This window comes from Nocardia arizonensis (genome assembly GCF_001310275.1).
Classification (GTDB): domain Bacteria; phylum Actinomycetota; class Actinomycetes; order Mycobacteriales; family Mycobacteriaceae; genus Nocardia; species Nocardia arizonensis.
Genome location: NZ_LGYZ01000081.1, coordinates 185,213 through 211,231, shown reverse-complemented (window position 1 = coordinate 211,231; position 26,019 = coordinate 185,213). Strand labels below are relative to the sequence as shown.

General features: G+C 68.6%; 22 protein-coding genes. 13 read left to right on the top strand and 9 right to left on the bottom strand.

The genetic code is table 11. The features are described 5' to 3' along the window. Positions 1 to 23 precede the first annotated feature (23 nt). Positions 24 to 857 (bottom strand): glutamate ABC transporter substrate-binding protein, encoded by an 834-nt coding sequence (locus APZ21_RS16505; RefSeq protein ID WP_054814177.1) that lies wholly within the window; start codon positions 855 to 857, stop codon positions 24 to 26. 41 nt (positions 858 to 898) lie between these two features. Continuing rightward, positions 899 to 1,627 carry an amino acid ABC transporter ATP-binding protein gene (locus APZ21_RS16500; RefSeq protein ID WP_054814406.1) on the bottom strand — a complete coding sequence of 243 codons (729 nt, stop codon included), beginning with the start codon at positions 1,625 to 1,627 and terminating at the stop codon, positions 899 to 901. 245 nt (positions 1,628 to 1,872) lie between these two features. On the opposite strand from APZ21_RS16500, the gene miaB reads away from it, so the two are divergent. Together miaB and APZ21_RS16490 are read left to right on the top strand one after the other, a co-directional pair. Then, positions 1,873 to 3,435: a tRNA (N6-isopentenyl adenosine(37)-C2)-methylthiotransferase MiaB gene (gene miaB / locus APZ21_RS16495; RefSeq protein WP_082393166.1), complete on the top strand. Its 1,563-nt coding sequence runs from the start codon at positions 1,873 to 1,875 to the stop codon at positions 3,433 to 3,435. Between the two features lie 442 nt (positions 3,436 to 3,877). Continuing rightward, a complete protein-coding gene (locus tag APZ21_RS16490) occupies positions 3,878 to 4,462 on the top strand; it encodes an Rv2732c family membrane protein (RefSeq protein WP_054814404.1) in 585 nt (194 codons plus the stop codon). Between the two features lie 96 nt (positions 4,463 to 4,558). Here APZ21_RS16490 and APZ21_RS16485 read toward each other — a convergent pair whose 3' ends face one another. Beyond that, a complete protein-coding gene (locus APZ21_RS16485) occupies positions 4,559 to 5,938 on the bottom strand; it encodes a DUF349 domain-containing protein (RefSeq protein ID WP_054814176.1) in 1,380 nt (459 codons plus the stop codon). A 238-nt stretch (positions 5,939 to 6,176) separates the two neighbouring features. Here APZ21_RS16485 and APZ21_RS16480 point away from each other — a divergent pair, with 238 nt between their 5' ends. From APZ21_RS16480 to APZ21_RS16450, 7 genes are all read left to right on the top strand, one after another. Next, positions 6,177 to 6,962, top strand: a complete 786-nt coding sequence (locus APZ21_RS16480; protein WP_371852289.1) for a class III extradiol ring-cleavage dioxygenase family protein — start codon at positions 6,177 to 6,179, stop codon at positions 6,960 to 6,962. Between the two features lie 43 nt (positions 6,963 to 7,005). Next, on the top strand, positions 7,006 to 7,935 hold the full coding sequence (gene miaA / locus APZ21_RS16475; RefSeq protein WP_054814175.1) for a tRNA (adenosine(37)-N6)-dimethylallyltransferase MiaA: 930 nt from the start codon (positions 7,006 to 7,008) through the stop codon (positions 7,933 to 7,935). A gap of 127 nt (positions 7,936 to 8,062) precedes the next feature. Next, positions 8,063 to 8,887, top strand: coding sequence for a TrmH family RNA methyltransferase (locus APZ21_RS16470; RefSeq protein WP_239476663.1), 825 nt, complete (start codon positions 8,063 to 8,065; stop codon positions 8,885 to 8,887). Positions 8,888 to 8,965: 78 nt separating this feature from the next. Next, positions 8,966 to 9,847, top strand: a complete 882-nt coding sequence (dapF, locus tag APZ21_RS16465; RefSeq protein ID WP_054814402.1) for a diaminopimelate epimerase — start codon at positions 8,966 to 8,968, stop codon at positions 9,845 to 9,847. A gap of 208 nt (positions 9,848 to 10,055) precedes the next feature. Next, the gene (hflX, locus tag APZ21_RS16460; protein ID WP_054814401.1) at positions 10,056 to 11,471 is read left to right on the top strand and encodes a GTPase HflX; all 1,416 of its coding nucleotides are present in this window, start codon (positions 10,056 to 10,058) and stop codon (positions 11,469 to 11,471) included. 359 nt (positions 11,472 to 11,830) lie between these two features. Further along, on the top strand, positions 11,831 to 12,691 hold the full coding sequence (locus APZ21_RS16455) for a lysophospholipid acyltransferase family protein (RefSeq protein WP_054814173.1): 861 nt from the start codon (positions 11,831 to 11,833) through the stop codon (positions 12,689 to 12,691). A 176-nt stretch (positions 12,692 to 12,867) separates the two neighbouring features. Further along, positions 12,868 to 14,013, top strand: a complete 1,146-nt coding sequence (locus tag APZ21_RS16450) for an acyl-CoA dehydrogenase family protein (RefSeq protein ID WP_054814172.1) — start codon at positions 12,868 to 12,870, stop codon at positions 14,011 to 14,013. A gap of 65 nt (positions 14,014 to 14,078) precedes the next feature. On the opposite strand, the gene APZ21_RS16445 is transcribed toward APZ21_RS16450, so the two are convergent. Next, the gene (locus APZ21_RS16445) at positions 14,079 to 14,669 is read right to left on the bottom strand and encodes a TetR/AcrR family transcriptional regulator (protein ID WP_054814171.1); all 591 of its coding nucleotides are present in this window, start codon (positions 14,667 to 14,669) and stop codon (positions 14,079 to 14,081) included. A 123-nt stretch (positions 14,670 to 14,792) separates the two neighbouring features. Between APZ21_RS16445 and APZ21_RS16440 the strand changes: the two genes are divergently transcribed. Continuing rightward, on the top strand, positions 14,793 to 15,815 hold the full coding sequence (locus APZ21_RS16440; RefSeq protein WP_054814170.1) for a hypothetical protein: 1,023 nt from the start codon (positions 14,793 to 14,795) through the stop codon (positions 15,813 to 15,815). A 224-nt stretch (positions 15,816 to 16,039) separates the two neighbouring features. Next, on the top strand, positions 16,040 to 16,537 hold the full coding sequence (locus tag APZ21_RS16435) for an AAA family ATPase (RefSeq protein WP_204249108.1): 498 nt from the start codon (positions 16,040 to 16,042) through the stop codon (positions 16,535 to 16,537). Here the strand turns inward: APZ21_RS16435 and APZ21_RS16430 are convergent. From APZ21_RS16430 to lexA, 3 genes are all read right to left on the bottom strand, one after another. Further along, the gene (locus APZ21_RS16430) at positions 16,515 to 17,144 is read right to left on the bottom strand and encodes a histone deacetylase (RefSeq protein ID WP_239476662.1); all 630 of its coding nucleotides are present in this window, start codon (positions 17,142 to 17,144) and stop codon (positions 16,515 to 16,517) included. The genes APZ21_RS16435 and APZ21_RS16430 overlap by 23 nt on opposite strands. A 373-nt stretch (positions 17,145 to 17,517) precedes the next feature. Continuing rightward, entirely contained in the window at positions 17,518 to 18,705 is a 1,188-nt protein-coding gene (locus APZ21_RS16425; RefSeq protein WP_420845274.1) for a lipase family protein, read from the bottom strand. 289 nt (positions 18,706 to 18,994) lie between these two features. Next, positions 18,995 to 19,720, bottom strand: coding sequence for a transcriptional repressor LexA (gene lexA / locus APZ21_RS16420; RefSeq protein ID WP_054814168.1), 726 nt, complete (start codon positions 19,718 to 19,720; stop codon positions 18,995 to 18,997). Positions 19,721 to 19,926: 206 nt separating this feature from the next. On the opposite strand from lexA, the gene APZ21_RS16415 reads away from it, so the two are divergent. Together APZ21_RS16415 and nrdR are read left to right on the top strand one after the other, a co-directional pair. Further along, positions 19,927 to 20,397: a hypothetical protein gene (locus APZ21_RS16415; protein WP_054814167.1), complete on the top strand. Its 471-nt coding sequence runs from the start codon at positions 19,927 to 19,929 to the stop codon at positions 20,395 to 20,397. A 358-nt stretch (positions 20,398 to 20,755) separates the two neighbouring features. After that, positions 20,756 to 21,223 (top strand): transcriptional regulator NrdR, encoded by a 468-nt coding sequence (nrdR, locus tag APZ21_RS16410; RefSeq protein WP_054814166.1) that lies wholly within the window; start codon positions 20,756 to 20,758, stop codon positions 21,221 to 21,223. 6 nt (positions 21,224 to 21,229) lie between these two features. Here nrdR and hrpA read toward each other — a convergent pair whose 3' ends face one another. Then, positions 21,230 to 25,384 (bottom strand): ATP-dependent RNA helicase HrpA, encoded by a 4,155-nt coding sequence (gene hrpA / locus APZ21_RS16405; protein ID WP_054814165.1) that lies wholly within the window; start codon positions 25,382 to 25,384, stop codon positions 21,230 to 21,232. 111 nt (positions 25,385 to 25,495) lie between these two features. Continuing rightward, the gene (locus tag APZ21_RS16400; protein WP_082393164.1) at positions 25,496 to 25,990 is read right to left on the bottom strand and encodes a GNAT family N-acetyltransferase; all 495 of its coding nucleotides are present in this window, start codon (positions 25,988 to 25,990) and stop codon (positions 25,496 to 25,498) included. Between the last annotated feature and the right edge of the window lie 29 nt (positions 25,991 to 26,019).

The following is a 26,019-nucleotide window of genomic DNA, read 5'->3' as shown; positions in this document are numbered from 1 at the left end:
GAACCACCCGCGGCGGGTCGAACTCAGTAGCGGTTCACGGCGGGCGGCTGCGGCATCGGGTAGCCGGAGCTGCCGACAGTCGAGGCGAACGCCTTCGACCAGGAGCCGTCCTTGATCATCTGCTCTATCGCGTCGTTGATCTTGGCGCGGGTCTCGGTATCGCCCTTCTTCAGACCGATGCCGTAGTTCTCGGTGGTGAAGGGCTTGCCGACGACCTTGAGCTGGCCCGGCGACTGCGCGGCGAAGCCCGCGAGAATGATGTCGTCGGTGGTCACCGCGTCGACCGAACCGTTGCGCAGCGCCTCGACACACAGCGAGTACGTGTCGAACTCCTGCAACTGGACGTCCTTGGCGTACTTGTCCTTCACGTTCTGCGCGGGCGTCGAACCCTTCACCGAGCAGAGCTTCTTGTTGCCGGTCAGCGATTCGGGTCCGGTGATGTCGGTGTTGTCCGCCTTCACCAGCAGCGACTGCCCCGCCACGTAGTACGGCCCGGCGAAATCGACCTTGTCCTTGCGCTTGTCGGTGATGGAGTAGGTGGCGACGATGAAGTCGACCTGGCCGTTCTCGATCAAGGTCTCGCGCTGCGCCGACGGCGATTCCTTGAACGTGACGTTCTCCGGCTTCACGCCCAGCTTCTCGGCGACGTACTTGGCGACCTCGACGTCGAAACCGCTGAACGATCCGTCCTTGTTGCGCAGTCCGAGGCCGGGCTGGTCGAACTTGATGCCGACGGTCAATTTGCCGTCCTTGGCGCTGTCGAGGGCCGAGCCTTCGTCGCCGCCGCCACAGGCGGTGACGGCGAGCGCCAGGGCCATCGCCCCGACGCCGAAGCGCAGTGCACGAGTAATCCTCATCGGGTTCCCAACTCCTCTAGTGGTTTCGTTGCGTGGCGGATTCAGTGGCTCAGGATCTTGCCGAGGAAGTCCTTGGCCCGGTCGGATTTCGGCGCGGTGAAGAACGTCTCGGGCGCGGTGTCCTCGACGATCCGACCGTCGGCCATGAACAGCACCCGATCGCCCGCCCGGCGCGCGAAGCCCATCTCGTGGGTGACCACGAGCATGGTCATACCCTCCTTGGCCAGCGACACCATCACGTCGAGCACCTCGTTGACCATTTCCGGGTCCAGCGCCGAGGTCGGCTCGTCGAACAGCATGACCTTGGGATTCATGGCCAGCGCGCGGGCGATGGCCACGCGCTGCTGCTGACCGCCGGACAACTGCGCCGGATACTTGTCGGCCTGATCGGCGATGCCGACCCGTTCGAGCAATTCCATCGCGCGGCTGCGGGCTGCCTCCTTACCGACCTTGCGGACCTTCATCGGCGCGAGCATGACGTTGTCGATGATGCTCTTGTGCGCGAACAGGTTGAACGACTGGAACACCATGCCGACATCGGCGCGCAACGCGGCCAACGCCTTTCCCTCCGCGGGCAGCGGCACGCCGTCGATCGCGATATCGCCGGAGTCGATGGGTTCGAGGCGATTGATGGTGCGGCACAACGTCGATTTACCCGACCCGGAGGGGCCGAGCACAATGACGACCTGTCCGCGCGGAACCTCCAGATTGATATCACGCAGGACGTGCAGCGCACCGAAGTGCTTGTCCACCTTGCGCATCGAGATCATGGGCGCTGCTGCTGCGCCGGCGTCCCCGGTCGAGTCGGGCGCGGCATCGGCATCGGCATCGGTCATGGTCTCTGACCTTAAGGGGAAAACGGAAGTTTGCCCCGGTTTCTGTGACACGCCGTATCGCCGCGCCGTATCGTCACGTGGATGTAACCTCCAGGTCGCCTTGGGCGAACCGCCGCCGCGCGTGCGGCCTGCGTCGATGCGCGCGTCAGGCCGGATACGGACGCCCGTACCCTGGACGGGTGGATTCGATCGGACAGACCGCGCTGCCTCCCGACCAGACCCGGCCCGAGGGTGACGCGCGCTCCTACGAGGTCCGTACCTTCGGCTGCCAGATGAACGTGCACGATTCCGAACGCTTGTCCGGCCTGCTCGAGGACGCGGGTTATGTGAAGGCCGCGCCCGGCGCGACGGCTGATCTCGTCGTGTTCAACACCTGCGCGGTCCGCGAGAACGCCGACAACAAGCTGTACGGCACACTCGGCCACCTCGCGCCGATCAAGGCGGAGCGTCCCGGCATGCAGATCGCGGTCGGCGGCTGTCTGGCGCAGAAGGACCGCGAGGTCGTCGTGCGCAAGGCGCCCTGGGTTGATGTGGTGTTCGGCACGCACAACATCGGTTCGTTGCCGGTGCTGCTCAAACGGGCCCGCCACAACGCCGAGGCGCAGGTCGAGATTCTCGAATCCCTGGAGGCATTCCCGTCCACCCTGCCCGCCAAGCGTGAATCGGCCTATGCAGGCTGGGTGTCGATCTCGGTGGGCTGCAACAACACCTGCACCTTCTGCATCGTGCCCGCGCTGCGGGGCAAGGAGGTCGACCGCCGTCCCGGCGACGTGCTCGCCGAGGTACGGGCGCTGGTCGAACAGGGCGTACTCGAGGTCACGCTGCTGGGGCAGAACGTCAATTCCTACGGTGTGAACTTCGTCGACCCCGAGGAGTCGCGCGATCGCGGCGCTTTCGCGAAACTGCTGCGCGCCTGCGGCGATATCGACGGACTCGAACGGGTCCGGTTCACTTCGCCGCATCCGGCCGAATTCACCGACGACGTGATCGAGGCCATGGCGCAGACGCCGAACATCTGCCCGCAGCTGCATATGCCGCTGCAATCCGGCTCCGACAGGGTGCTCAAGGCCATGCGCCGCTCCTACCGCAAGGAGCGCTACCTCGGCATCATCGAGAAGGTGCGCGCGGCCATGCCGCACGCGGCCATCACCACCGACATCATCGTCGGCTTCCCGGGCGAAACCGACGATGACTTCGAGCAGACCCTCGATGTGGTCCGCCGCGCCCGTTTCACCAGCGCGTTCACCTTCCAGTACTCCAAGCGCCCCGGCACCCCCGCCGCCGAGATGGCCGAGCAGCTGCCCAAGGCCGTGGTGCGGGAACGCTACGACCGCCTCGTCGTCCTCCAGGAGGAGATTTCCCTCGCCGCCAACCGGGCGCTGATCGGCGCCGAGGTCGAACTGCTGGTCGCCGAGGGCGCGGGTAAGAAGAACGCCGCGACCGCCCGCATGAGCGGCCGCGCCCGCGACGGCAGGCTGGTGCACTTCCGACCCTCCGACACCGCCGAGCCGATCCGTGCCGGCGACGTCGTCACCGTCGACATCACCGAGGCCGCACCCCATCACCTCATCGCCGACGGTCTGGTAAAGACACACCGGCGCACCCGCGCGGGCGATGCGCACGAGCGCGGTATCACCCCGCAGACCGCGCCCGTCGGCGTCGGGCTCGGCCTGCCGCGCATCGGCGCCCCGGTTACCGAGCCCATTGCCGTGTCCGGTTGCGCCACCGGCTGCGGTAGCTGAAGCCGGTGCGGCTCGAGACCGCGTCGATCGGGATCGATCCCGGCCCGCGGGGCCGGTGCACACGAGTCGTGCGGACGTATACGTTGAGAGTGCGAGCGATCGGCGTGTGGCGAACGCGCTGAGTACGAGGAATTCGACCGGACGGACAATCGCGGGAGGTCGCGTGAACGGCGAGGACGCGGAATCTCGGGCGGACGCGGAATCTCGGCACGATTCACGTCGGCCCGGTCCGGCGGACGCGCGGCCGGGCGGTATGGGCGCTACCCCGTCGAATCGAACCGGCGACGGCGGGGAGCCGAAGGCTACTACCGGACGTAGTGGGCCGGATGCGGGGGCCGGGAGCGAAGGTGGCACAGTTGAGGAGTCCGGTGTGAGCGGCGAGGCAGGCGAAGGAGACGAGAGCGCAGTGGGTTCGGTCGAGAACAGCGGGTCCGCGAACGGCGTGGCGACCGGCGGCGTGGCGAACAACGGTGAATTCGAGCAGTTCCGCGCCGAGATCGACGCCGTCGAGCGCCGCATCGCCGGCGAGATCGACCCGGGCGTGCGCGCGATGGTGGTCGCCGTCGCGGTCTTCGTGCTGCTGCTGTCGCTGGTGCTCCCGCACGCGGGCGCGGCGCGCGGATTCGACGTCCTGTTGGGCACCGAGGTCGGCCGTATCGAGCACATCGGGTTGCCCTCGCGCATATTCGTGTGGTTCACGGTGATCTTCGGCGTCGGCTTCTCGCTGCTGGCGCTCATGACCCGGCGCTGGGTGCTGGCCTGGATCGCGGTGGCGGGTTCGGCGGTGGCGAGCGTATTCGGCGTGCTGTCCATCTGGCACCGCCAGACCCCGGGCCTGGGCAACTACCAGGGCGCGGGCCCCGGATTCGGCCTGATCCTCGGGACCGTGGCCGTCATGGTCCTCACATTCCACTGGATTCGCGTCGTCTGGAGCCGTACCGCCGTCCAATTGGAGGCCGAGGAACAGCGTCGCATCGCGGCCGCGAAGGCCGAGGAGGATCAGCGCCGCCGCCTCACCGGCGAGTGATCCGTCCGATTCCTGGCACGGTCGGATGCGATGGCCGGTCCACGCTGGGGGTTCGGGCACGGCTCGCGGTACCGGAGCCCGCGAAGGGTCGACCGATCAGCGGTTGCTGACCGCGCCCTCGGCGGCCTCGGCCCATTCGCGCCACTGCTTGGCCTGTTCGAGCGCCTTCTCGGCATCGCGGGCCCGTCCGGCGGCCTGTGCCTTGGCGGCCTGCTCCTCGAACTGGGCGACCTTCTCGCGGAACTGGGCCGCGCGGGCGACGGCCTCGGGATCGGTGCGCCGCCACTGGGCGTCGACCGCGTCGCGCACCCGCTTCTCGATGGTGCGCAACCTGCCCTCGAGCTCCTGGATTCGCTCACGCGGCACCTTGCCGATGGCGTCCCAGCGTTCCTGGAGTTCACGCAGCGCCGAGCGGGCCGCTTCGAGTCCGTTGGCCGGATCGATGTGGTCGTAGGCGCGCAGCAGCTCTTCCTTGGCGGTCGCGTTGTGCTCGAATTCGGCGTCGCGCTCGGAGACCGCCGCGTTGCGGGCGGCGAAGAACACGTCCTGGGCGCTCTTGAAACGCCGCCACAGCGCCTCGTCGGCCTCGCGGGGCGCGCGACCGGCGCTCTTCCATTCGGTGAGCAGATCACGGAACACCGACGCGGTGCCCGCCCAATCGGTCGAGCCGGATAGTTCCTCGGCCCGCACACACAACTCCTCCTTGCGCGCCTTCGCGGCGGCCCGTTCGCGATCGAGTTCGGCGAAGTGCGCCCCGCGGCGGCGGTTGAACGCCTCACGCGCCTTGGAGTAGCGCTTCCACAGCGCGTCGTCGACCTTGCGGTCCACCCCGCGGATGGATTTCCACTCGTCCAGGATCTCGCGCAGCCGATCGCCCGCGGCCTTCCACTGGGTGGATTCGGCGGCGATCTTCTCCGCTTCCAGGCACAGCGCTTCTTTGCGTTCGGTGTGCTCGTGTCTGGCGCGTTCCTTCTCCTCCTTGGCGTGCGCGGCGGCTTCCTCGGAGTGTTCGGTGATCGCCTGTAAGCGGCGGGCCAGCCCATCGATATCGCCGATCACCGCCGCCGTTGGCAGCGATTCGGCCAGTGCGAGGGCGGCGGTCTTGGTCTTGCGGGCGTCGGCGCCCGCGGCCAAACGCGCCTCGAGCAGCGCGACCTCGGTGGCCAGGTCATCGAATCGGCGTCCGAAGTGCGCCAAGCCCTCGTCGGCGTCACCGGCCTGCCAGGAACCGACGACGCGCTCGCCGCCCGCGGTCTTCACCCAGGCGGTGCCGTCCTCGTCCACCCGGCCCCAGGCGCTCGGGTCGCTCACGGTGGGCACGACCACCGGGTGCGGGTGCTGCTGGGCCGCCGGGCCGGGAGCGGGTTTGACCGCGTGCGGCTTCGGATGGGGTGTCGAGCCGCCGGGCTTCGGGGCGCCGGAGGGTCGCGGTGCACTGCCGGGGGTGGCCTTCGCGGTTCCGTTGCTGTCGCTCATTGCTCTCCGTCCCTGCCGCGCGTCACGGCTGCCTGGTTACGCCCTAGCTCATCCCATTGAACCCGGTTCGAGCTCTCGAGACGAACGATCCACGCCTTCCGCGGATCCGTCGCGGGCCGACCGACCCGGGATGACCTGCGTTGTAGCACCTCGACACTATCAATCTCGGTGCGGATTGACGCACAGACACTCGAAGCGAGCCGCGCTGGTCGCCGGGACCTGCGGTGGCGGTGACCGGATGCGCAACGGCTACCGTTACGTGGTGTTCTCCATAGCGGCCCTGGTCCCGTCGCCGCCGATCCTGGTTCCCGAACTCGGCGGCGCGATCGCGCGGGCGGATTCGGCGGATCGCGACGATCCGTGCGCGCCGTTGCGCGCCGCGGTGGCGGAGGCTGTCGCCGCGCTGGCGGCCCTCGCGCGGCGCTGGATCGTGCTCGGCGCGGGCACGGCCGAGTCGGCGCTCGGGCCGGAGGCAGTGGGCACGTTCCACGGATACGGGGTCGACGTGGCGGTGTCGTTCGCCGAACCGGCCGCCGTCGCCGAACCCGATCCTCGGCTTCCCCTGCCCGCGCTGATCGCGGGATGGTTGCGCGGCCGCTACGCCCCCGGCGCCCGGTTGGAGGGCCGCATTCTCGCCGCCGACGCCGATGCCGCGAGTTGTGCGGCACTCGGCGCGCGATTGCGCGCGGAACTCGACGCCGATCGCGAGCCGCACGGCGTCCTGGTCGTCGCGGACGGGGCGTCCACGCTCACCCTGAAGGCTCCCGGCTATCTGGACGAGCGCGCCGATCCCCAGCAAGCCGAGCTCGATCGAGCGCTGAGCGCGGGCGATCGGGCGGCACTGCTCGCGCTGGACCCGGACCTGTGCGCCGACCTCGGGATCTCGGGCCGACCCGTCTACCAGGCGCTCGCAGGGCTGTTCGAGGCCGACCCGCTCGCGCCCGCGGTCACGACCTTGTACCGGGACGCTCCGTTCGGCGTCGGCTACCACGTCGGGATCTGGCGACCCGGCGGCGCCGCATGAGCGCACATGTCCGCGCGACGGGTGATTCCCGGGGGACGGCCGCGTGACAGCCTCGCGTACTCCGATCGCGGTCGTCGGCCCCACCGCCACCGGTAAATCCGATCTCGGACTCGATCTGGCCGAACGCCTCGGCGGCGAGATCGTGAACATCGACGCCATGCAGTTGTATCGCGGCATGGATATCGGCACCGCGAAACTGCCGCCGAACGAACGCCGCGGTATCCCGCATCATCAGCTCGATGTCCTCGAGGTGACCGAGTACGCCACCGTGGCCACCTACCAGAGTTCGGCCCGCGCCGATGTCGAGGCCATCGCGGCACGGGGCAGGGTGCCGATCATCGTGGGCGGTTCGATGATGTATATCCAAGCGCTGCTGGATGATTGGGATTTCCCGGCCACCGAACCCCGGGTGCGCGCCCGCTGGGAGGAACTGCTCGAGCGCGAGGGCGTCGCCGCCGTGCACGCGGCGCTGCGGCGGGTCGATCCGGTGGCGGCGCGCACCATTCTGCCCACTGACGGACGCCGCATGGTGCGCGCGCTCGAGGTGGTCGAACTCACCGGCCGCCCGTTCGCGGCCTCGGCGCCGACCATCGGCGAACCGCGGTGGGGTACGCGCATCGTCGGCGTCGATCGGCAGACCGCCGAACTGGACGCGCGCATCGAACTGCGCACCGAGCGGATGTTCGCGGCCGGTCTGGTGGAGGAGGTACGGGCCTTGATCGGGCGCGGCCTGCGCGAGGGGGTCACCGCCCGTCGCGCCATCGGCTACGCGCAAGTCCTCGCCCACCTGGACAACGAATACGACCTGGACCACGCGCGGGAACGCACCCTGATCGGCACCCGCCGTTATGTGCGGCGGCAGCGGTCGTGGTTTCGCCGCGATCCGCGGGTGCGCTGGGTCGACGGCGCCGACCCCGACCTGGTCGCGACGACGCTGACCCTGCTCGACTCGACGGAACGGACCGCACGATGATCGGACATCACCGCCCGCCATGCCCGCCACACCGAGGGGACGCGCGGCCATGAATCCGTACTCACAGCGCCCCCGCCGGGCCCGTGACGGTTCGAGTCGTTCCGGCGGTGCGTCGTCGGAGCGGGGCGTGAGCGCCCGCACCGCCTCGGTGCAGGTGTGGCAGGCGTATCTCACCAATCGGGCGACCCGCAATCGGGACGGCCGATTCCTGGTGCAGGGCGTGCGGCCGATCAGCCAGGCGGTCGACAACGACTGGCCGCTGGAGACGCTGCTGTACCGACTCGGGCCGCCCGATCTGTCCGGCTGGGCACGCGAACTGCTCGACACCGTCGAGGTGCCGTGCGTCGGCCTGGTAACGGAGCTCATGGCCGAACTCGGTGAGAAGTCCACCGGCACACCGGAAGTCGTCGCGGTCGCGGTGTCACGCACGACCGATCTCGACGGCTTCGAGCCGGGCGAGCCGGGGGAGCGGCCGCCGGTGGTCGTCGTCTTCGATCGACCGAACTCCCCGGGCAATCTCGGCACACTCATCCGCTCGGCGGACGCCTTCGGCGCATCCGGGGTCATCGTGACCGGACACGGCGCCGATCACTACGACCCGCAGGCCGTGCGGGCCTCCACCGGTTCGCTGTTCTCGGTGCCGATCTTCCGCGCGGCGAGTCCGGCGCAGGTCACCGCGTTTCGCGACCGGCAGATCGCGCGCGGGATACCCACTCGCATCGTCGGCACCGACGAACACGGCACGCACGCCGTGTTCGATCACGATTTCACCGAGGCGACCATCCTGGTCGTCGGCAACGAGACCAGCGGTATGAGCGCGGCGTGGCAGGCGGCCTGCGACGATCTGGTCGCCATCCCCATGGGCGGCAGCGCCAGTTCACTGGGTGCGCCGTCGGCGGGCGCGGTCGCGCTGTACGAAATTTCTCGGCAGCGGCGGACGTTTGCCAGATAACGGTCCCGCTCCGCTGTGGGGTGGTTGGTCGGCGGACGACAAATCGAGGACGCACAGGAAGAAGGCGCAGTGGCGGATATCGAGTTCAGCAAGGGACACGGCACCCAGAACGATTTCGTGGTGCTGCCCGACCTCGAGGCACGCCTTGACCTGACCCCCGAACGCGTGGCCGCGCTGTGCGATCGGCAGCGCGGGATCGGCGCGGACGGCGTGTTGCGGGTGGCGCGCGCGGGCGCACTGCACGCGGCGGGCGCGCTCGATGTGATCCCCGACGGCGTCGCCGCCGACGACTGGTTCATGGACTACCGCAACGCCGACGGGTCGACGGCCGAGATGTGCGGCAACGGGGTGCGTGTCTTCGCGCACTATCTGGCCGCCTCGGGCCTGGAGTTCCGCGACAACTTCGTGGTCGGCAGCCGCGCGGGCGCCCGTCCGGTCGTCGTGCACGCGGCCGGACCCGCCTACGGCGATGTGACGGTGGATATGGGGAGTATCCGGGTGCTCGGACCCTCGACCGCCACCATCGCGGGCTGGGCCCATCCCGGCCTCGGCATCGATGTCGGAAATCCGCATCTGGCCTGCGTCGACGCGAACCTCTCGGCCGAGGCGTTGACGAAGTTCGACCTGACGGTGCCGCCCGGCTACGACCCCGATCTGTTCCCGCTCGGGGTCAATATCGAGATCCTGACACCGCTCGGCCCCGATCGCGCCGCCGATATGCGCGTCTACGAACGCGGTGTCGGCGAAACCCGTTCCTGCGGAACGGGAACCGTCGCGGCGGCCGCGGCGGCACTGGCCGAGGAGGGCTTCGATCCGGTCGCCGACACCGGTGAGGTCACCATTCGCGTCCCGGGCGGCGCGGTGGTGGTCGGACTCGACAGGGGCGCGGCGCGGCTGCGCGGTCCGTCGGTCCTGGTCGCCTCCGGGCGCCTCGCCGAACAGTGGTGGGCGGGCCTGTGACGGGGCTCCGAACGAATATGGAATGCGCTGACCCGCGTCGACGTGGCAGCATGGATGGTGTATGAGGAATTCAGAGACATTCGACATCACCGACGATGATGTCGAGACGATAGAGGACTACGCCGACGGTGACGTGGTCGCCGAGCACGCCGCGCGCATGCGTGAGCGCGCCGAGCGGCTGCGTGGGACCGGACACTCCGGGTGGGCGATGGCGCCCGTGTCTGCGCCGGAGCCGACGACCGGTGAACTCCAGTTGGAGGATCGCAGTTCGCTGCGCCGTATCGCCGGTCTGTCCACCGAACTCACCGATATCACCGAGGTCGAGTACCGGCAGCTGCGACTGGAACGGGTCGTGCTGGTCGGCGTGTGGACCGGCGGCACCGCGGCGCGGGCCGAGGCGAATATGGCCGAGCTGGCGCTGCTGGCGGAGACAGCGGGTTCCCAGGTGCTCGAGGCGCTCATCCAGCGCCGCGACAAGCCGGACCCGGCCACCTACATCGGCTCGGGCAAGGCCGAGGAACTGCGCGCGGTCGTGCTCGACTCCGGCGCGGACACCGTCATCTGTGACGGTGAACTGACACCCGCGCAGCTCACCGCGCTGGAGAAGGTCGTCAAGGTCAAGGTGATCGACCGGACGGCGCTGATCCTGGACATCTTCGCCCAGCACGCCACCTCCAGCGAGGGCAAGGCGCAGGTCGCGCTCGCGCAGATGGAGTACATGCTGCCGCGGCTGCGCGGTTGGGGTGAGTCCATGTCCCGGCAGGCCGGTGGTCGCGCGGGCAGCAATGGCGGTGTGGGTCTGCGCGGTCCCGGTGAGACCAAGATCGAGACCGACAGGCGTCGCATCCGCGAGCGAATGGCGAAGCTGCGCCGCGAGATCCGTGAGATGAAGACCGCGCGCGACACCAAGCGGGCTCGCCGCGACTCCAGCGGGGTGCCCTCGGTCGCCATCGTCGGCTACACCAACGCGGGCAAGTCGAGTCTGATGAACAAGCTGACCGGCGCCGGTCTGCTGGTGCAGGACGCGCTGTTCGCCACCCTCGATCCGACCACGCGCCGGGCCGCGCTCGACGACGGCCGCGAGGTGGTGTTCACCGACACCGTCGGATTCGTCCGCCATCTGCCCACCCAGTTGGTCGAGGCGTTCCGGTCCACGTTGGAGGAGGTGACCGGCGCCGATCTGTTGCTGCACGTCGTCGACGGATCCGATCCCATGCCGCTCGGCCAGATCGAGGCGGTGCGCGAGGTTATCACCGACGTGATCAAGGAGCAGGGCGCCGCGGCGCCGCCGGAACTGTTGGTGGTCAACAAGATCGACGCAGTCGATCCCACCGAGCTGACCAGGCTGCGCGGGCTGCTGCCCGACGCCGCGTTCGTCTCGGCGCACACCGGCGCCGGCATCGACGCGCTGCGCGCCCGGCTCGCCGAGGTTCTCGGCGGTCTCGATGTGGAGGTCAGCATTCTGCTGCCCTATACACGCGGCGATCTGCTGGCCCGTATCCACGCCGACGGCAGGATCATCTCCTCGACCCACGAGGAGGGCGGCACCCGCGTGCATGCGCGGGTTCCGCACGCGCTTGCCGCGTCGCTGTCGGAGTACGCGCACGCGGGGACAGCCGGCTGAGATGGTCCGCGAGTGTTGAATTCGCCACAGTTCGGCGCGCGGATCGGGCCGTCCGCGGTCCCATCGTGTCGGTAGTGATACGGCAATTTCCCGGCTAGCGGGCGATCTTCGATCGATTCCCGGATTCGCCTCGGCGGCAACGGTGTTCGCGCCCGAGGGCGCGAGCGCCGGCGTCGCACGGTGCCGCCATCTCTTTTCCCTTGGACCGTCGATGGGGTGGGCGTCAATGCCCCGCGCATCGCAACCTGTTCTATTCCTATGCGGTACTTTGGTGGTCGAGGCCGCATCTACGTGCGGCGCAGGGGCTGCTCATTCCATTACGACGATGTGCTGGGATCCGACATTCGATGGGGACACCGATGCCTGACTCCTCGCCTGCCGAGGTAATCCTGTCCGACGGCGCACCGCTCGAGGTGAGCCTCGGCGATACCGATATCCGACTGCTCGAAGCCTTGCTCGCGCCGATGCGGGCGTGGACGAGTCCGCGTTTCCACGGCCTGGAGAACATTCCCGCCGAAGGACCGGTGCTACTCGTCGGCAATCACAATCTGCTCGGCGTCATCGACGCGCCGCTGCTGCTGCCCGAGGTGTTGCGCACCCGGGGCAGGCTCATTCGCGGACTCGCCGAGAACGTACTGATCGAGGTGCCGGGAATCCGGCATTTCCTGCACTACTTCGGAACCGTGCGAGGCACCCGCGACAACTGTCTGACACTGCTGAACCGCGGTGAGGCGGTTCTGGTCTTCCCCGGCGGCGGACGCGAGGCGGTGCGCCGCAAGAACGAGAAGTACGCGCTGAAGTGGGAGGGCCGCACCGGATTCGCGCGTATGGCGCTGGAGGCGGGCGCGCCGATCGTGCCGGTCGCGATGATCGGAGCGGACGACGCCTTCGACATCGTCATCGACGGTGACCACCCGCTCATGCGGCCGGTGCGCTGGACGGTCGAGGCACTGGGGCTCAAGCCGAGTCTGACCCCGCCGCTGCTGCGCGGAATCGGTCCGACGGTGCTGCCGCGTCCCGAACGCTTCTACTTTTCGGCGGGTACGCCCATCGATCCCGCGCCGTGGCGCGACGCGGACGATGTCGACGCCGCCGCGCACGAATTGCGCGACCTCGTGCGCAAGAGTCTGGAAGAGGAGATGAAGTACCTGTTCGCCACGCGCGACCGGGACCGCGGCCGTGGACTCGGCGGCCGGGCGCGCTCGCTGCTCCCGGTCTGATCCACCTTCGCCGTCGTGAGCGGAACATTCGTCCGGAATTGCCTGCTGTGCCGTGGTCAGGTCCAGGTGAGACAACAATTTCGGGACCAGAAGTGAACAACGGTTCTCATGCCGGGTACCGTATGTGACAACGACGGGTCGGTGTGGACCGGCCGTGTGGTCACTAGGAGGTTGGTGTGGAGCGCACACTGTTCGAACCCGAGCACGATCTGTTCCGGGAGTCGTTCCGGAAATTCCTCGATCAGCATGTGGCGCCGAACCACGCGAAGTGGGAGGAAGCGGGCATCGTCGACCGTTCGGTATGGCTCGAGGCCGGTAAGCAGGGCTTCCTCGGTATGGCCGTGCCGGAGGAGTACGGCGGCGGTGGTGTGCTCGACTTCCGCTACAACGCGGTGATCACCGAGGAGACCTGCAAGGGTCAGTACTCGGGGCTCGGTTTCACCCTGCACAACGACGTCATCGCGCCGTATCTGCTCGAGCTGGCCAACGACGAACAGAAGAAGCGCTGGCTGCCCGGGTTCTGTTCCGGTGAGATCATCACCGCCATCGCCATGACCGAGCCGGGCACCGGCTCCGATCTCCAGGGCATCAAGACCCGCGCGGTGCGCGACGGCGACGACTGGATCATCAACGGCGCCAAGACCTTCATCACGAACGGCATCAACGCCGATATCGTGATCGTGGTCGCCCAGACCGATCCGGAGAAGGGCGCGATGGGCTTCAGCCTGTTCGTCGTCGAGCGCGGTATGCCCGGCTTCGAGCGCGGCCGCAATCTGGACAAGATCGGTCTCAAGGCGCAGGACACCGCCGAGCTGAGCTTCAGCGATGTCCGAGTGCCCGGCAAGAATCTGCTCGGCACCGAGGGCATGGGCTTCATCCACCTCATGCAGAACCTCCCGCAGGAGCGTCTGTCCATCGCCGTCATGGCCGCGGCCGCCATGGAGGGCTGCCTGGACATGACCATGCAATACGTGCGCGACCGCAAGGCGTTCGGCAAGCCGATCGGCGCTCTCCAGAACACCCGCTTCGTGCTGGCCGAGCTCGCCACCAAGACCACGGCGGTGCGCGTGCTGGTTGACCGCTTCATCGAGGAACTCAACGCCAAGAAGCTCTCCGCCGAGGACGCCGCCATGGCCAAGTGGTGGAGCACCGAGGAGCAGCTCGACCTCATCAACCGCTGCCTGCAACTGCACGGCGGCTATGGCTACATGCGCGAGTACCCGATCGCCAAGGCGTACACCGACGCCCGCATCCAGACCATCTACGGCGGCACCACCGAGATCATGAAGGAGATCATCGGCCGTTCGCTGAAACTGACCTGATCGCATCGTAGTTCCGCGAAATCCGGCCGATCCGCTTCCCGGGATCGGCCGGATTTCGTCGTCTCTCAGCCGATGCGCCCACGCAGCAGCGGCAGATACACCTCGTCGACGATCTCGGTGAGGACGTCATCGGGCGCGGCGGGGACGCCACGGACCACGAATTCATTGCGCAACAGCACCATCGCCACCGTCGCTACCCGCGGATGCAGGGCCTCCGGCGCGATCTCGCCCCGGGCGACGGCTCGTCCCAGGATGGTCAGCCAGGTCGCGGTGGTGGAGTCGGTGGACTGGTCCGGCAGTTGGGCGAGTAGTTCGGACGCGCCGCCCGCGGCGGCCATGAGATCGCGCAGTATCGCGCCGAGCGGTGAACTCCAGTGCCGGTTGGTGCGGCGTAGCTGTTCGAGCACGTCCTCGCGCAGATCGCCGGTGTCCGGCGGCTGCACGGTGGTGGCCGAGAGTCGGTAGGCGGCGATGCCGAGGGCGAGTCGATGGGGCCACCGGCGGTAGATGGCGTTCTTGTTGGTCCCCGCGCGGGCGGCGACCTTGTCCATGGTGAGCCCGGCGTACCCGGACTCGGCGAGTTCGTCGGCGGCCGCCCGCAGGATCGCCTCCTCGAGTTCCGCGCCGCGGCGGCGCGTCGATCCGGCCTCGTGCACACCGACCTCCTCTCCGATTCGTCGACGGGGATCGATCGTACCCGCGAAATGGTCCCTTGCCCGATGCGGAATCCACCAGTAGGGTACTGCTCGTACTTTAAATCTTCATGGAAAGGCAGCGTCGTGCGCGTCAAAGGCATCAGCTACGACACCGGTTTCCTGCGGGAGGGCCGCTACTCCCGAACCCACTTCGACCCCGATATGGTGCGCCGTGAATTGCGTATCATTCGCGACGACCTGCACTGCACCGCCGTGCGCCTCATGGGCGGTGATCCCGACCGCCTCGATGACGCCGCGGCCGCCGCTGCCGAACTCGGCCTGGAAATATGGTACTCTCCGTACCCTCTGGAGCTCGATGGGGACGCCATCCTGGCCCTCTTCGCCGACTGTGCCGAACGCGCCGAGCGCCACCGTCGCGGCGGGGCCGAGGTCGTATTCGTCACCGGGGCCGAACTCTCTCTCATGAACAAGGGCTTCCTTCCCGGCGGCGGTCCGGCCGACCGGGTGGCGGCGATGAGGAATCCCGACGGCCGCCTCGAGCGCATGCGGGAGGCCACGGTGCGCGTCGGCGAATTCCTTTCTCGTGCGGTGGAAGTCGTGCGCGAACACTTCCACGGGCCGCTCACCTACGCCGCCGTCCCCTTCGAGCGCATCGACTGGACCCCCTTCGATTTCGTGTCCGTGGACCTCTACCGCTCCGCCGAGATCGCCGACCACTTCGCCGACGGCATCCGCACCCTCGTCTCCGGCGGAAAGCCCGTAGCCATCACCGAATTCGGCTCCGCCACCTTCGCGGGGGCACCCGACCGCGGCGCCTCCGCCCTCGACGCGGTGCACTACGGCGGCGACGGCAGCCCGTTGTACCTCGACGCCGACTACGTCCGCGACGAACCATCCCAGGCCGCCTGTATCCGCGAACTGCTCGACATCTTCGACACCGAAGGCGTCGCGGCGACATTTGTCTTCACCTTCGCGCTCTACGACCACGTCCACCGCCCCGAAGCCGCCGCGCGCGACGATCTGGACTCGGCCGGCTACGGCATCGTCAAGGTCTACGAAGACCGCTCCGGCACCACGTATCCCGATATGCCGTGGGAACCGAAGGTCGCCTTCACGACCCTCGCCGACTACTACCGGACCCACTGACCCGCATACCGTCCAGGGGCAACTCGACGACACGGCCGGTCGCGGGGTGGGAGTCCACCCCGGCAGCGGTCGTGCCGTTGCGGCCTTCCTGTTCCGCGGCGCTCCGGTACCGGGCGCGTGCCCGAATGAGCGGCTGCCTGACGTCATCGGCTGAAGGCGGCCGAAAAGAAAAGACTGGTTCTTGCCGGATCGGGTGACTACCTTTCGGGATCGTGCTCGGTGAAGTGACCATCCTGACCGGCCCGCCCGGAGCGGGGAAAACGACCGTCGCGGAGCGACTCGCCGCCGATGCGGCGGTGCCGACGGCGCACCTGACGACCGACCTGTTCTACCGCTCGATCCGCAGCGGCTTCGTCCTGCCGTACCTACCCGAGGCGCACCGCCAGAACGAAGTGGTCATCGCTGCGATCGTCGGTACCGTCGTGACCTTCGCGCGCGGCGGTTACGACGTGGTCGTGGACGGGATCGTCGGCCCGTGGTTCCTCCCGCCGTTCCGGGCGGCGACTGAACTGAAGGACACCGGCGCGATCACCGGTTTGTATGCCGCCTTCGCCGATCTCGGGCAGCTCGAGAAGCACGTGAGCCGCTCGCTGCCCGGGGCCGGGTCGAGATCGTCGGGGTGGGGGTCGTCCGGGTCGGTGGACGTGTTCTCCTGTCGCGGAGGTGTTTTGCGTCGGCTCCGCGGCTGTGCCACTGCGATCAGGTGCGTGTCGGTGAGGTGAGCAGTGCCGCGACGGAGTCCGGGGACCAGTACGGATAAGCTCCCGGACGACTCGCCAAGTAGGCGGCGATCTTCGCTACCGGCCATTCGTGGGCCTCGGCGAGACCCGCGGCCAGATGGCGCAGGTAGGCGACGGACGGGGGATTGCGGGGGAGGTCGACATAGTCGCGCGGGGCGGTGCAGGTGAGGATGGGGAATCCTCCGAGTGTGCCCGCGTCGACCAGTGTTTCGTAGCGGCCGGGTCCGAGTGCCAAGCGGCCGGATTCGAGGACTTCGGTGAGGTCGAGGTCGGTGCCGGGCGGTCGGTACATCTCCTGGGCGACGATATCGCTGAACTGCGCGGCGGTGACGAGATAGGCGCGCGCGGCGGTCTCACCCGGCGCGTCCGGGGAGTAGAAGGCGCGGCCGCCGGTCCAGGTGAGGGATTCGGTGGCGAAGTAGACGACGCCGGGCAGCAGCAGGGGAAGGGTGCGGGTCGGGAAGGTGCGATCGCGGCAGCCGGGCAGGTCGATCGCGCCGCCCTCGGGCATGCCGCCCGCCACGTAGCAGCGAAAGCGGGCGGAGTGCATATTGGAGCCGTAGGAGGCATACCACACCACATCGGTCACCGCCCCATTGTCGCCCGGCGACGCATCGGCCCCATCTCGGCGCGGCCACTGTCGCGAACATCTCCGTACCGCTCGGGCGATCGGTGTGGCGTCACCTGCTCGACGATCCGGTCGCGGGCGAAATCCCATCCTCGCCGCGTCCGACATCGAATACCTGGTGAACGTCGCGGCGACATGTCGGCCGACGGGTGGGCCGGCTCCGATCTCCGCGCCGGCTCAGTGATCGAGAAAGGAAGAACCATGATCCCGCACTTCATCGAGCAACTCGTCGGTGCGTTTCAGGGATTCCTCGGGATGCTGCTGATCCCATGAGGAATGGCCGGGAACGGAGACCACGGAACTCCGTTCCCGGCCGCATTTCGCACGCGCCGGATCAGCAGTGCACGGGGGCGGGTTCGTCGCGGAAGCGGGCCTCGACGTAATTCCACGCGTCGGCGAAACCGGCCACCGCGGTCGTCATGTGCTCGGCGATCTCGTAGGGCACGAAGTCCAGTCGGGCGCCGGCCTTGCAGTACCGGTCGGCGACCTCCTTCACCGAATTGAACGGCGTGAGGGTGTCGTAGACGCCCTGCCAGATGTACATCGGCGCGGCCGGGACGCCGGAGTACAGTCGAAGGCTGTTCTCGTGCAGCACTTCTCGGGCCGCGGGGCTGTCCATGAGCGATTTCGAGGCCGCGAGCTGTTCGGCGCTGCGCATCGCCCCGTGGAACAGCAGGAACCGGCGGCATTCGTCATGGGTGAGATCACGGAACCACAGGCCCGTGGGGTTCAGCTGATCCGAGATCGGCAGCCGGTCCGGGTATTCGCGCTCGAGCCCCATCGCCGCGGCGAAGGCGAGGCCGAAACCGGGATGCGGTTCGAAACCGAGGCCGAGGGCAATCTGTTCGAGATCGGCCGGAATACCGCCCGCGACCACGCCCGCGAGTTTCAGTTCGGGCGCGTAGCTCGGCTGCATGGCGGCCGCCCATGCCGTGGCCATACCGCCGCCGGAGTAGCCCGCGAGCGCGACCGGCGAGCTGCCGAGACCGATCTCGGTAGCGCGCTGCACCGCGCGCACACTGTCGAGGGTGACCATCCCGCTCAACCTCGCCGCCCCGTAAGCGACTTGGGGGCCGAGGTAATCCGGCAGCGAGATCGCCCAGCCGCGCCCGATCGGCAGCATGGCGCCGACCGCGTCCTGCAATTCCCCGTTGAACAGCGACCGTGACGGATTGCATTTGCTGCCAAGGGAATTGATGAGCGCTTGATACGAGACCAGCGGCGGATTCCGCACACCGGTGGGGACCAGCACCGTGGTGACGCCCATGATCGGCTTGCCCGCGGAATTGGTCGACCGGAATGCCACCTGCCAGCCGTCGGTGCCGACATAGATTCCGGTGTCGATGCGACGGGTGCGCACGACGTCGCCGGGTGCCTTGTCGGCGAGATCGGCGGGCGCGGTGAAGAAGACGTCCGGGTCGGGGGAGGGATACAGCGGGTCGGCGACTGCGGTGGTCATCAGCGAACCCGCAGAAAACAGGGTGATCAGGACCGCCAAGATCCTGGTCAATGTCCGAGGCAAGGGGATGATTCCTTTGTTTCCGGGGAGTGCGGCGGCTGCGTCGGCAGCGGGGGCGCCCCCCGGCCCCGACGCCGGATACCGCGATTCCGGCACCACCCGGATGCAGAGATTAGCCGAATGACGCTGGCGCCGAACACTTTCGCGGTGCATGAATCTTCACAAGGAATAGCGCTCATATGGTGGCTTGTCACAAGGTAGTGTGCTCGAATTCGCCACCGCGGCGCGCGAGTTCGCCCCGCGGCGGCCGGAACGGTGAGGCCGCGCCCCGCCGTCCCGGCCGCGCGATGCGTCAGATCTTACGGATCACCGTGACGACCTTGCCCAGGATGCGCGCGTCGTTGCCCGGGATCGGTTCGAAGAGCGGATTGTGCGGCATCAGCCAGACATCCGAGCCGGTGCGCTTGAAGGTCTTCACCGTGGCGTCGCCGTCGATCATGGCGGCGACGATATCGCCGTTGTCGGCGACGTTCTGCTGACGTACGACCACCCAGTCACCGTCGCAGATGGCGGCGTCGACCATCGACTGGCCGACGACCTTGAGCAGGAAGAGCGATCCGTCGCCGACGAGTTCGCGCGGCAGCGGGAAGACGTCTTCCACGGCCTGCTCGGCGAGGATCGGGCCACCGGCGGCGATACGGCCGAGGACCGGCACGTAGGTGGGCGCCGGATGATCGGAATCGATCACGGTGTCGGTGTCGTCGACCGCGGCGGGCAGGCTGGTCACCGCGCGCACCGCCTCGTCGAGTCCGCGGACGTCCACCGCGCGCGGCCGGTTCGGATCCCGGCGCAGATAGCCCTTGCGTTCGAGGGCGCGCAGTTGATGGGCGACCGAGGAGGTGGAGGTGAGACCGACGGCGTCGCCGATCTCGCGGATGCTCGGCGGGTAGCCGCGCTCGCTGACCGAGGTGCGGATGACCTCCAGTACCTTGCGCTGACGCACGGTGAGGTCTTCCCCGGTCGGGGACGGATCGGTCCCGACTCCGCTCTCCTCGCCCGTGTCGTCTGTGTGGCTCACCGGCAACCGCCTTCCTGTTGATGTTGTCGCAGTCCGAATTTAGTCCGGGCGCCGGAATGTTTCAAACATCTGTTCGACGCATGTCGGGTGTTGGGGCTGACATCGCCGGTGACGCGTGGTAGAAATCGAACACCAGTTCTTCGAACAAGTGATCGAATAGCGACTCCTTCGAGCCATCCACCGCACCCCTCACGGAGGTTTGTCCGATGAACACCGCGATCCGCGACGACGCCCGAGCCACCGCCCTGCCCGCTCCCCTCGAGGCCATCGGCGTCCACCGGGATGGGCAGGGCGATCTCGACATTCCCTTCGCCTCGACCCCGAAGCCGCGTGAGACGCGTCCGGGTGGGCCGCGGTCGCTCGACGCCGCACCGCGGCGGGCCGCGGTGCGGCGTCCGCGCGATGGCAGGCCCGCCACCGCGGCCCGGCTGGACCGACGGGGTTCGGTGCGCGCGCCACTCGCTCGCGCGCCGCACGGCGCGGACGGTATGCGGACCCGGGTCGAGCGTGCCGAGGTGGGTTTCGCGGCGCTGGCGATCGCGGCGCTGCTCAGCGCGCTCGCGGTGACGGCGCTCATCGCGATCGCGCACTGGCGGGCAGACGGCCTGCCCGGCGAGGCGCCGTCACCGTCCTCGGAGACGGTTCAGCAGTGGTCGGGGGAATACTTACCGCGCTGACACGGCGTGACCGAATTTCACGATCGGCCTCCTTCTCGATCAGGCTCCGCCGCACTCGGCGGGCGAACCTTCGCGCGTGAAGTCCGCGCGCGGCGCGCTGCCGCCGCGTCCGCCCGGGTCGATCTCCGACATGTCCGGGCAATGGCACGTCGGCGGTCGAATCGTCCTGTCCGGCTCCGGGCGAAAGCCCCGGTGACGCGCCGAGTATCCTCGACGTTTGTAAGAGAGGTGCACCAGCCGTCAACGGAGGTATACCTCGTGCCGGGTTCACGCCCCTGAACACGAGCTCGCCGGGCCGGTCGCCCAGACCGGATGCCGGGCCGGACGCGAGCGCGCGCATCGACGAAGGATCTCTCGGATGCATTGCCCGTACTGCCGACATCCCGACTCCCGGGTCGTCGACTCACGCGAGGCCGAGGAAGGTGCGGCCATTCGTCGTCGACGCTCGTGTCCGACCTGTGGACGCCGTTTCACCACGGTAGAGACCGCCATCCTGTCCGTGGTCAAGCGCAGCGGTGTCACCGAACCGTTCAGCCGGGAGAAGGTGATCCGGGGCGTGCGGCGCGCCTGTCAGGGACGCGAGGTCGACGACGACGCGCTGAACCTGCTCGCACAGCAGGTCGAGGACGCGGTGCGCGCGAAGGGCTCGCCCGAGGTACCCAGCCACGAGGTCGGGCTGGCGATCCTTGGACCGCTGCGTGACCTGGACGAGGTCGCCTATCTGCGCTTCGCCTCGGTCTACCGCTCGTTCACCTCGGCCGAGGATTTCGAACGCGAGATCCAGCACATGCGCGCGGCGCGGGCGGCATCTCTCGCCCTCGACTGAGCCCACTCAGCGCCTGATGGCGGCGATCGCCTTCTCGATCCGCTTGACCGAGACGGGGTACGGGGTGCCCAGTCGCTGTGCGAAGAGGCTGACCCGGAATTCCTCGATCATCCACCAGATCTCGACGACATCGGGGGCCTGCGCGCGGTGTTCGGGCAGGGCGGTGATCAGCCGGTCGTAGGCGGCCAGTGCCCGGTCGACCTCGACCATGCCCTGGCGGTCGCGGGTGGCCGAGGCGGGCAATGATGCCAGTCGGACGCGAGCAGCCTCCAGGTAACGGGGTAGTTCGCGCATCCGTGCGCTGCCCCATTCGGAGATGAAGCCCGCGAAGACCAGGTCGTCGAGCTGTCGGCGCACATCGTCGGCGATATCGCGTTCACCGGTATCGGCCAGTGCGGCCGCGACCCGGTGCGCCCCGGCCAGCACCGGCACCGCCGAGCGAACCAGGCGGGCGACCGTCGAGGTGAACTCGGGCCGGATGCGCGTCACCAGCGCGTCGAAATGGGCCGGGTCACGCACCGGACCACCCGCCGCGGCCACGAGCTCATCCGCCGCGGCGGCGCGGCAGTCCTCCACCAGCGCCTCGACGCCGCCGTACGGATTCTGGCTCAGGGTCAGGCGGTCCTTGGGCGGCAGACTCGCGGTGACGGCGCGCACCGAGGTCGGCAGTGCGGCCAGCACCAAGGCGCGGGTGCCCGCGCGCATGGCGGCGGCCTGTTCGGTGGGGGAGCTGAGGACGCGCACCGCGACGCCGTCTCGTTCGGGCACCAGCGCCGGATAGCCGGTCACGATCTGACCCGCGACCTCGCGGCGCACGGTCGGCGCGAGAGTGCCGAGCGACTCCGAGGTCCACACCGTCGCGGGCGCGCGTTCGGCGCCCGCGGTCGCACGTGCCACGGATTTCGAGACCTGTTCGGCCAGCTGTGTTTTCAGCGTGGTCAGGCTCTTGCTCTTGGCCAGCGCCGTGCCGTCGCCGTCCACGGCGGCGAAGGTCATGCGCAGGTGGTCGGGCAGCGCCGCGGGGTCGAGATCGGCGGGGGCGATGGTGACCGACCCCAGCCGCGACAGTTCCCGCGCCAATCCGGTGCGCAGCGGTTCCGAGCGCGGCGTGAGCGCGGCCAGTGCGGCGGCGGCGAAGTCGGGAGCCGGAACCACACTGCGACGCAACGACTTCGGCAGGGTCTTGATGTAGGCGGCGGCCAGTTCCTCGCGCATGCCGGGCACCAGCCAGTCGAAGCCGACCGGGCGGACGTGGGCCAGGTGTTCCACCGGTATGGCGATGGTGACGCCGTCGTCGGCCTGTCCGGGCTCGAACTGATAGCTGAGCGGGAAGGCGAGTTCGCCTTGGCGCCAGGCGTCCGGGAAGTCCGTTGGGTCCAGACGCGCGGCCGAATCGTTGATCACCGTCGACTTCGTGAAGTCCAGCAGTGCCGGATCGGCGCGGGAGGCGCGCTTCCACCAGGTGTCGAAGTGGCGAACCGAGACGATGTCGGCGGGGATACGGCGGTCGTAGAACTCGAAGAGGACTTCGTCGTCGACGAGGATGTCGCGGCGGCGGGCCCGGTGCTCGAGGTCGGCGACATCGTCGACGAGTTCGCGATTGCGGTGGAAGAACTCGTGGCGGGTCTGCCATTCACCCTGCACCAGTGCGTGCCGGATGAACAACTCGCGCGAGAGTTCGGCGTCGATGCGCCCATAGTCCACGGGCCGCCCGGTCACCAGCGGTATGCCGTAGAGGGTGACGCGTTCGTAGGCGCGGGCCGCACCGCGTTTGGCCGACCAATGCGGTTCGGAATAGGTCCGTTTCACCAGATCGCCCGCGAGACGCTCGGCCCACTCCGGTTCGATCCTGGCGGCCATGCGGCCCCAAAGCCGCGAGGTCTCCACCAGTTCGGCGGCCATCACCCAGCGGGGCGGCTTCTTGGCCAGCGACGACCCGGGGAAGATCATGAACTTGGCATTGCGCGCGCCGAGGAATTCCCGTGATTCGGCCTCGCGTACGCCGATATGCGACAACATGCCCGCCAGCAGCGCCTGATGAATCGCGGTGGCGTCCCACGGCACGCCCTCGCCGTCGGCGGTGCGCGCGGCGGGGCCTGCCCCGGATCCACGGGACGCTGTGTCGCCACGGGTTGCGCCGCCACGTCCGCGCCGCCCCCCGACGGGCCGGTCGCCGCTCTCGCCCTCGACGGGCGTCTCGGGGGTTTCGGCGGTCCAGCCGAGTCCGCGGGTGATGGTACGCAACTGACCGTGCAGGTCCTGCCATTCCCTGATACGCAGGTAGTGGAGGAATTCATCGCGGCACATCCGTCGGAACTGATTGGACGACAGGGACTTCCGCTGTTCGGTAAGGTACTCCCACAATTTCGGGAAGGCGAGGAAATCCGAGCCGTCGACCACGAAACGGGCGTGGCTGGTATCGGCGGCCTGTTGGAATTCGGCGGGGCGCTCGCGCACGTCCTGGATCGACAGCGCCGCCACGATGATCAGCACGTCGGCCAGACATCCGGTGCGCTGGGCCTGCACGAGCATGCGGGCCATGCGCGGATCGACCGGGATCTGCGCCATCTCCCGGCCGGTCGCGGTGAGCGAGAGCGCCGCGGCGGGTTCGGTCTGGCTCGCCTGCGCGGCGGCTTCCGTCTCGGCCCCGGTCTCGCCGGAATCCTGCCGTGGCGCGGCGGATTTCGCGGGTCGGCGTTCGGTGTGCCGGGCCAGCGCGCCCAATTCCTCCAGCAGCGCGATGCCGTCGCGAATGGCGCGTTTGTCGGGGGCCTCCACGAATGGGAACTTCTCGATATCGCCGAGTCCGAGCGCGGTCATCTGGAGGATGACCGCCGCCAGATTCGTGCGCAGGATCTCCGGTTCGGTGAACGCGGGCCTGGCCTGGAAATCCTCCTCGGAGTACAGGCGGATCGCGATGCCGTCGGCCACGCGTCCGCAACGTCCCGAGCGCTGGCGGGCCGATGCCTGCGAGATTTCCTCGATGGGCAGCCGTTGCACCTTGGTCCGCATCGAATAGCGGGAGATACGAGCGGTTCCCGGATCGACCACGTAGCGGATGCCGGGCACGGTCAGCGAGGTCTCCGCGACATTGGTGGCGAGCACCACGCGACGTCCGGTGTGCGGCTGGAACACCCGGTGCTGTTCGGCGGCCGACAGCCGGGCGTAGAGCGGCACGATCTCGGTGCGCGGCAATCGCAGATCACGCAACGCGTCGGCGGTGTCGCGGATCTCGCGTTCGCCGGAGAGGAAGACCAGCACGTCGCCGTCGCCCTCGGCGAACAGTTCGCGCACCGCCTCGCCGATGGCGTCGACGGGGTCGCGGTCGACGATCCTGGTGTCCTCGTCGTCGTCGGGATCGGCGACCGGCACCTCGAGTGACAGCGGCCGGTAGCGGATTTCCACCGGGTACGACCGGCCCGAGACCTCGACGATGGGCGCGGGCGTGCCCGCGGCGTCGGCGAAATGCCGGGCGAACAACTCCGGGTCGATGGTGGCCGAGGTGATGATCAGCTTCAGATCCGGCCGTCGCGGAAGCAACTGTTTGAGGTAGCCGAGCAGGAAATCGATATTGAGGCTGCGTTCGTGCGCTTCATCGATGATGATCGTGTCGTAGCGGCGCAGCAGCCGGTCGCGCTGGATCTCGGCCAGCAGGATACCGTCGGTCATGAGTTTGACCAATGTGCGATCGGATGCCTGATCGGTGAAGCGGACCGTGTAGCCGACGATATCGCCGAGTTCGGTACCCAACTCCTCCGCGATGCGCTCGGCGACGGTACGCGCGGCCAGCCTGCGCGGCTGGGTGTGGCCGATGGTGCCGCGGATGCCACGCCCGAGTTCGAGACAGATCTTCGGGATCTGGGTGGTCTTGCCCGAACCGGTCTCACCGGCCACGATCACGACCTGATGGCGCGCGATCGCCTCGGCGATGTCCTCGCGGCGCTGGGTGACCGGCAGGTGCTCCGCGTAACGGATCGAAGGGACCGCCGCGCGCCGCTGTTCGACCCGGGATTCCGCCGCGGTGATCTCCGCCGCGATATCGGCGATCTCCGGTCCGCGGGCCCTATCCAGCCTGCGACGCAGCCGGTACTCGTCGCGGAGGGAGAGGTTCGCCAGTCGGGTGCGCAGCGCGCGTGTCGCGGTGTCGGCTGTCCTGGTCATGGCTCCACCCAGCCTAGTGGGCCCGACCGGGGCCGTGCCGGGGGAGCCCGGCGCCCACGGACCGGATCGGCGTACTTCGGGAAAGACGCACACGGTCGCCGGGCAGCGCGATCAGGTCAACGGCAATGCCATGAAGATGCTGTGCGGGTCCTCGGCGTAGTCGCCGAACGGCGCGCAGATCGTGAAGCCGTGCCGCTCGTACAGCCGAACCGCGGGTCGATAGTGTTCGGCCGCACCGGTTTCCAGACTCAGGCGACGGTAGCCGCGGACACGGGCGACGGTGACGAGATGGGTCAGCACCGCGGTGGCCACACCGCGGCGCGTGTGACCCGACGCGGTGCGCATGGATTTGATCTCGCCGTGCGCGGCGTCGAGCTGTTCGAGCGCGCCGCAGCCGACGAGGTCGCGATCTTCCCAGGCCGACCAGAAGGTGACCGCCGGATCGCGCGGCGCGGCCGGATCGAGGGCGTGCATGCTGCCCTCGGGCGAGTTGGCGCGCATCTCGCGCAGATGGTCGTCCAGCAACGACCTGAGCGCGGGATTCGACAGGTCGTCCTCGGTCAGGCGCAGGCTGTCGGGACGGAGCGGGTCGGCGCGGTGCGGCATCGGACCATCATGCTCGACGCGGTCGGTGG

Bases quoted from the DNA above. Each gene is read 5' to 3' on its own strand.
- hflX (WP_054814401.1), top strand. From the start codon at position 10,056: ATGGCGCCCGTGTCTGCGCCGGAGCCGACGACCGGTGAACTCCAGTTG.
- APZ21_RS16500 (WP_054814406.1), bottom strand. From the start codon at position 1,627: ATGATCTCGATGCGCAAGGTGGACAAGCACTTCGGTGCGCTGCACGTC.
- APZ21_RS16415 (WP_054814167.1), top strand. From the start codon at position 19,927: ATGAACACCGCGATCCGCGACGACGCCCGAGCCACCGCCCTGCCCGCT.
- APZ21_RS16505 (WP_054814177.1), bottom strand. From the start codon at position 857: ATGAGGATTACTCGTGCACTGCGCTTCGGCGTCGGGGCGATGGCCCTG.
- APZ21_RS16480 (WP_371852289.1), top strand. From the start codon at position 6,177: ATGCGCAACGGCTACCGTTACGTGGTGTTCTCCATAGCGGCCCTGGTC.
- nrdR (WP_054814166.1), top strand. From the start codon at position 20,756: ATGCATTGCCCGTACTGCCGACATCCCGACTCCCGGGTCGTCGACTCA.
- APZ21_RS16485 (WP_054814176.1), bottom strand. From the start codon at position 5,938: ATGAGCGACAGCAACGGAACCGCGAAGGCCACCCCCGGCAGTGCACCG.
- APZ21_RS16455 (WP_054814173.1), top strand. From the start codon at position 11,831: ATGCCTGACTCCTCGCCTGCCGAGGTAATCCTGTCCGACGGCGCACCG.
- APZ21_RS16400 (WP_082393164.1), bottom strand. From the start codon at position 25,990: ATGCCGCACCGCGCCGACCCGCTCCGTCCCGACAGCCTGCGCCTGACC.
- hrpA (WP_054814165.1), bottom strand. From the start codon at position 25,384: ATGACCAGGACAGCCGACACCGCGACACGCGCGCTGCGCACCCGACTG.